The sequence below is a fragment of the Nocardioides sp. genome (assembly GCF_025965415.1).
Lineage (GTDB): Bacteria > Actinomycetota > Actinomycetes > Propionibacteriales > Nocardioidaceae > Nocardioides.
This window is the reverse complement of the sequence record NZ_JAOPWY010000060.1, coordinates 21,886-28,088: the sequence shown is the minus strand read 5'-3', so window position 1 is coordinate 28,088 and position 6,203 is coordinate 21,886. Positions and strand designations below refer to the sequence as shown.

The following is a 6,203-nucleotide window of genomic DNA, read 5'->3' as shown; positions in this document are numbered from 1 at the left end:
GGTGATGTCCTCCACGGCACCGCCGGAGCGGCGGCAGACGTCCAGGACGTAGATGCCGTCGGCGGGGTTGCCGATGGCGAGGCTCTTGGCGATGGTGTCGGGCTTGACCGGGCGGATGGCGTCGGTGCCGGCCTTGGAGGCCACCGAGACCGGGGAGCAGCCGGTGGCCTGGGCGCCGAAGACCTTGTAGGGCTTGTCCTCGACGAGGCCGAGGTCGATGAGCTCCTGGAAGGCCTTCGCGACCTTGGTCAGCTGCGAGCCCGAGGCGATGGGGATGACGATCTGGTCGGGCAGCCGCCAGCCGAGCTGCTCGGCGATCTCGTAGCCCAGGGTCTTCGAGCCCTCGGCGTAGAAGGGGCGCACGTTGACGTTGACGAACGCCCACCCCTCCTCCTCGCCGGCGATCTCGGAGGCGAGCTTGTTGACGTCGTCGTAGTTGCCGTCGACCGCGACGAGGCGGTCGGTGTAGACGGCCGAGTTGACCTGCTTGGGCGTCTCGAGGTTGCTGGGGATGAAGACCACGGTCTTCATGCCCGCTCGGGCACCGGCCGCGGCGACCGCGTTGGCGAGGTTGCCCGTCGAGGGGCACGCGAAGACCTTGGCGTCGAACTCGCGGGCTGCGCTCAGCGCGCAGGCGACGACACGGTCCTTGAAGGAGTTGGTGGGGTTGGTCGAGTCGTCCTTGACCCACAGGTTGTCGATGCCGAGCTCACGACCGAGGTTGTGGGCCTTGAGGAGGCGGGTGAAGCCGGGCTCCATGTTGGGGCTCTGCTCGATGTCGGACGGCACCGGCAGGAGCGCCTTGTAGCGCCAGATGTTGGCCGGACCGGCGGCGATCTCCTCGCGGGTCACGGTCGGGAAGTCGTAGGCCACCTCGAGCGGCCCGAAGCACTCCGGACAGGCGTACGACGGGCCGAGCGCGACCTCGTGGCCGCACTCGCGGCACGACAGGGTGCGGGCGTTGCCGAAGGCGCCCTCGCGCAACGTGTGGGTGGTGCTCTCGTCCAACAGGGTGCTCATGAAGTCCTCCTTCTCATCTGTCCCCGCGACTCTCGCGTGGGTCGGATTTGGCACCTGCTCCCATGACTGGCCGGACGGGTCCGGACAGGAGGCTCATGGGTGGTTGCCGGGACTTCTACGGGCCGTTCCCTCAGTCCCTCGTGATGAGCAGGACCCACAGTAGGCGCGCTGTCTCACGATGCGCACACCGAGTCCACGATGTGGATCAGGAAGGGCGGGCCGGATCAGCGCACGCGGAGCAGGCTGCCCAGCATCTCGACCATGCCGCCCGGGCCGTCGACCATGACGTCGGCCAGGTCGACGAGGTCGGCAGGCTGCTCGCGCGACGCGGAGCAGACGACCAGCCCCGGCAGCCCGTCGTCGCGCATCGCACGGACCGCCTCGAAGGCCTCGATGTCGCCGAGGTCGTCACCGCCGAAGATCACCCCGGTCGCCTGCTGCTCGGCGACGAAGGCACGGACCGCGTGGCCCTTGTGCATCTCGCCCGAGCGGACCTCGATGACGTTGCGTCCCGGCTCGACCGTGAGGTGGTGGCGCTCGGCCAGGGACGCGATGGGCGCGACGAGTCGTTCGAACGCGCCGGCCGGGTCGTCCATCCGGCGCGTGTGGACCGCGACGGCCAGCCCCTTCTCCTCGATGAAGGCGTCGCCGGCACCGGCCCGGCGCAGGACGGACGGGAGCTCGCGCTCGAAGGTGGCGAGCCCGGCGGGCGGGCGCGGCGAGCGGATCCGCTGCTCGGTGGCCGACCAGCGCTCGTTGCCGTACTGGCCGAAGACGAAGAGCTCGGCCCCGCGGTCGAGCATGGCGTTGCCGAGCGCGTCGAGGTCGCCCATCGCGATGGCCTGGCGGGCCGGGCGACCGGTGATGACGGCGACGGCGCGCACCACCTCGGCGAGCTCGAGCAGGGCGCCGGGAGCACCGGGGTGCAGGCGGGCCGCCTCGGGGTCGTCGACCACCGGTGACAGGGTGCCGTCGAAGTCGAGCCCGACCACGACACCGGCGAGGACGTCGCGCACGGCGTCGTAGTGGGCGCGCGCCGCGTCGGAGGTGAACTCCATGGGAGCAGCCAACCACGCACCGACGACGCCGGGCGAACTGTCCAGATCAGCGTCCTCGGGCGGAGGTCACTGCGGGGCGTCGGTGGTGAGGATGATCGTCAGGCGGTCACGCTTCATCACGCCGACCGCGGGAGCGGTGCGCGTGATGCCCAGGTCGAGCGCCAGCTGCTTGCCGGCCGCCTTGAGCCGGGGCGGGAAGTAGACCGTGGTCGTGGGGACGACGCCGTACCAGTTGTCCTCACCGACGACGGCCCAGCCGACCTGGGTGGCCCTGGCGGCCGTCGTGGCGGCGAGGCCCTTGATGCCCGAGTTGTTGAAGACCTCGACGTAGACCTCGCCGCGCGCGACCTGCGGCGTGGGCTTGGGGGTCTTCGTGGGCGTCGTGGGCGCCGTCGGCGTCGGGGTCTGCTCGGCGCTCGCGATGGTGGCGGTGTCGACCCGGCGCTCGGTGGGCGCCTCGTCGCGGGTGGCGATGAAGGTGATCGAGGCCATCGCGACCGCCAGGACCGACAGCATCACGACGGGGGACGGGAAGGCCACCCCCCGCTCGTCACGGCGAGGCAGGAGGGAACGGTGGCCGGAGCTGGGGAAGGAGGCCATGGGGAAGGAGCCGATCGTGAGTGGTTGGTCAGATCTCGAAGCCGAGCCGGCGCGCGGAGCGCTGGCGCTGGCGGGAGGAGCGCAGGCGGCGGAGGCGGCGGACCAGCAGCGGGTCCTCCTCGAGCGCCTCCGAGCGGTCGATCAGGGCGTTGAGGACCTGGTAGTAGCGGGTGGAGGACATGTCGAACTTCTCGCGGACGGCCTGCTCCTTGGCGCCGGCGTACTTCCACCAGTGGCGCTCGAACTCGAGGATCTCGCGGTCGCGCTGGCTCAGCCCGGCCGCAGTCTCCTGCTCGGCTGCGATCTGCTTCGCGGCGTCCATGTGCCATCTCCTCCTCGACCCCACGTCCACCCGTGACCGGGTGCACTGGCAGCAGTCTAGGCGACGAACGACAACGATGTCATTCGCCTTCGGCGAGTCGTCTGGACAAACCCGGCGAGAACCGGGATCGGACACCGTGGGGTGGTCTGGCCGTCGCCGCGGCTCGTTAGGGTGGCCGGGTGACCCGACCCCCCCAGGCAGACCTCGTGATCGTGGCCAACCGTCTGCCGGTGGACCGCGTCCACCTGCCGGACGGCTCCGTGTCGTGGCGGCGCTCCCCCGGCGGCCTGGTGAGCGCCCTCGAGCCCGTGATGCGCGCCGGCGACGGCGCCTGGATCGGGTGGCCCGGGTCGGCGGACGACGACGAGTTCGAGCCGTTCGTCGAGGACGGACTCTCCCTGGTCCCGGTCTCGCTGAGCGGCCAGGAGGTCGAGGAGTTCTACGAAGGGTTCTCCAACGGCACCCTGTGGCCGCTCTACCACGACCTGGTGGCCAAGCCGGAGTTCCACCGCGAGTGGTGGGAGTCCTACGTCCGGATCAACCAGCGCTTCGCCGACAGGGCCGCCGAGGTCGCCGCCGAGGGCGCGACCGTGTGGGTGCAGGACTACCAGCTGCAGCTGGTGCCGCAGATGCTGCGGGTGCAGCGGCCCGACCTGCGCATCGGCTTCTACCTCCACATCCCCTTCCCGCCCGCCGAGCTGTTCTCCCAGCTGCCCTGGCGCCGCCAGATCCTCGAGGGGCTGCTGGGCGCCGACCTGATCGGGTTCCAGCTGCCGGGCGCCGCCGCCAACTTCGTACGCCTCGTGCGCAGCCGGGTCGGGCACAAGACCCACCGCGACACCATCTACCTCCCCGACGGCCGGCCGGTGAAGGCGACCGCGTTCCCGATCTCGATCGACACCGCCGGCTTCGAGGAGCTGGCCAGGTCGGAGGGGGTCACGAAGCGGGCCGCGGAGATCCGCGAGGCCCTGGGCAACCCGCGCCGGATCTTCCTGGGCGTCGACCGGCTCGACTACACCAAGGGCATCCACTCCCGCCTGCGGGCCTTCGGCGAGCTGGTCCGCGACGGGCACCTCGACGTCGAGGACGCCGTCTTCGTGCAGGTCGCCACGCCCTCGCGCGAGCGGGTCGAGCAGTACCGCATCCTGCGCGACGACATCGAGCGACTGGTGGGCGGCATCAACGGCGACTACGGGCGCATCGGCCGGCCGGCGATCTCCTACATGCACTCCTCCTACCCCCGCGAGGAGATGGCGGCCCTCTACCGTGCGGCCGACATCATGGTCGTCACCCCGTTCCGCGACGGGATGAACCTCGTCGCCAAGGAGTACGTCGCCTGCCGCTACGACGATGCCGGTGCACTCGTGCTGTCGGAGTTCGCCGGCGCGGCCGCAGAGCTCCGGCAGGCCTGGCTGGTCAACCCCTACGACATCGACGGGATGAAGGCCACGCTCCTCGAGGCCTTCACGGCCGACGACAAGGAGGCCGGGCGCCGGATGCGGGCGATGCGCCGCACGGTCGTGCACCACGACGTCGCGCGGTGGGCCGACTCGTTCCTCAGCGAGCTCGAGGAGCTGCCCGACCACCACGACAAGACGGTGCGCCGGACCCGGTCGACCTGACCGGGCCGGGGGTCAGGGCCCCGCTTCGGCCGTCGCCTCGTGCGTGGCCGCCTGGGCGGCCATGAGCGCCTCGACGTCGGCGACCAGCTGCTTGCCCAGGCGCGGCCAGTCGGCGTCGTACCCGTAGGCCTGCGCGAGCCCGACGGCCGAGCGCGTGCCGTCGAGGAGGTCCACGTCGCCCGGTGAGATCAGGCCGGGGTGCACGACCCCGATGGCCTCGGAGACCTTGAGCAGGTCGCGGCGCAGGGAGCGGACGTAGTTGGCGGCGCGGACGCTCTTGAGGCCGACGTCGAGGCCGCGGGTGTAGCGCGGGTTCTGCGTGGCCACGCCGACCGGGCAGTGGTCGGTGTGGCACTTCTGCGCCTGGATGCAGCCGATCGCCATCATCGCCTCCCGCCCGACGTTGACCATGTCGACACCGAGCGCGAAGGCCACGATCGCGTTCTCCGGGATGCCCAGCTTGCCGGCGCCGATGAACACGACGTCGTCGGCGAGCCCGGCCGCGGCGAAGCGGCGGTAGACCTGGGCGAAGCCGATGCGGAAGGGGTAGGCGACGGAGTCGGCGAAGATCATCGGTGCCGCCCCGGTGCCGCCCTCGCCGCCGTCGATGTTGACGAAGTCGACCCCTCGCGAGCCGCGCGCCATCTCCTCGACGAGCTCGTCCCACATCGTGAGGTTGCCGACCGCGGACTTGATGCCGACGGGCAGCCCCGTCGCGTCGGCCACGCGCTCGACGAAGTCGAGCATCGAGTCGACGTCGTGGAACTCCGCGTGCCGGCTGGGCGAGGCGCAGTCCCGGCCCTCCGGGATGCCGCGGATCTCGGCGATCTCGCGGCTGACCTTCTCCCCGGGGAGCATCCCGCCGAGGCCGGGCTTCGCGCCCTGGCTGAGCTTGATCTCGACCGCCCGCACCGGCGCCGAGCGGACGAGGTCGACGAGCCGGTCGAGGTCGAAGCGACCCTGCTCGTCGCGGCAGCCGAAGTAGGAGGTGCCGATCTGGAAGACGATGTCGCCGCCGTGCCGGTGGTGCGGGGATAGCGCCCCCTCCCCGGTGTTCTGGAGGCAGCCGGCGAGCGCGGCGCCCTTGTTGAGCGACTCGACGGCCTTGCCGGACAGCGAGCCGAAGCTCATCCCGGAGATGTTGACGACCGAGCTCGGGCGGAAGGCGTGCCTGCGCCCGCGCGCGGCGCCCATCACCTTGGCGCAGGGCAGCACCACCTCCTCCTGCGCGTGCGGCATGACCGCGGCGCCCGGGCCGGTGAAGGTGCGGTGCAGGACTACCGGGTAGCCCTCGAGGTTCTCGACGTCGTTGTCGGTGCCGAAGCCGAAGTAGTTGTTCTCCAGCTTGGAGCTGGCGTAGACCCAGCGTCGCTGGTCGCGGCTGAAGGGCCGCTCCTCGTCGTTGCTGGTGACGATGTACTGCCTCAGCTCGGGACCGAACTTCTCGACCAGGAACCGGCCGTGGCCCACGATCGGGAAGTTGCGCAGGATCGCGTGCTTCTTCTGGACCAGGTCGTGCACGGCCGTCGCGGCGCCGGCCGCGGCCGTGCCGCCCAGGATGGCGTACCGCCACTTCATGCC

General features: G+C 71.0%; 6 protein-coding genes and 1 riboswitch. Of the genes, 1 reads left to right on the top strand and 5 read right to left on the bottom strand.

Going from position 1 to position 6,203, the window contains the following annotated elements:
• The 4 genes from thrC to JWN97_RS06855 all read right to left on the bottom strand — a co-directional run.
• The coding region (gene thrC / locus JWN97_RS06870; RefSeq protein WP_297620398.1) for a threonine synthase at nucleotides 1-1,020 on the bottom strand (1,020 nt) is incomplete at its 3' end.
• A 10-nt stretch (nucleotides 1,021-1,030) separates the two neighbouring features.
• A riboswitch (SAM riboswitch) is annotated at nucleotides 1,031-1,170 on the bottom strand.
• 74 nt (nucleotides 1,171-1,244) lie between these two features.
• Nucleotides 1,245-2,078, bottom strand: coding sequence for a trehalose-phosphatase (otsB, locus tag JWN97_RS06865; protein ID WP_297620395.1), 834 nt, complete (start codon nucleotides 2,076-2,078; stop codon nucleotides 1,245-1,247).
• 66 nt (nucleotides 2,079-2,144) lie between these two features.
• Nucleotides 2,145-2,618 (bottom strand): LytR C-terminal domain-containing protein, encoded by a 474-nt coding sequence (locus JWN97_RS06860; protein WP_297620392.1) that lies wholly within the window; start codon nucleotides 2,616-2,618, stop codon nucleotides 2,145-2,147.
• 88 nt (nucleotides 2,619-2,706) lie between these two features.
• Complete coding sequence (locus JWN97_RS06855) at nucleotides 2,707-3,000, bottom strand: DUF3263 domain-containing protein (protein WP_297620390.1); 294 nt, start codon at nucleotides 2,998-3,000, stop codon at nucleotides 2,707-2,709.
• A gap of 179 nt (nucleotides 3,001-3,179) precedes the next feature.
• Here JWN97_RS06855 and JWN97_RS06850 point away from each other — a divergent pair, with 179 nt between their 5' ends.
• On the top strand, nucleotides 3,180-4,622 hold the full coding sequence (locus tag JWN97_RS06850; RefSeq protein WP_297620387.1) for a trehalose-6-phosphate synthase: 1,443 nt from the start codon (nucleotides 3,180-3,182) through the stop codon (nucleotides 4,620-4,622).
• A 12-nt stretch (nucleotides 4,623-4,634) separates the two neighbouring features.
• Here the strand turns inward: JWN97_RS06850 and JWN97_RS06845 are convergent, their stop codons facing one another.
• Nucleotides 4,635-6,200, bottom strand: a complete 1,566-nt coding sequence (locus JWN97_RS06845) for an FMN-binding glutamate synthase family protein (RefSeq protein WP_297620384.1) — start codon at nucleotides 6,198-6,200, stop codon at nucleotides 4,635-4,637.
• Between the last annotated feature and the right edge of the window lie 3 nt (nucleotides 6,201-6,203).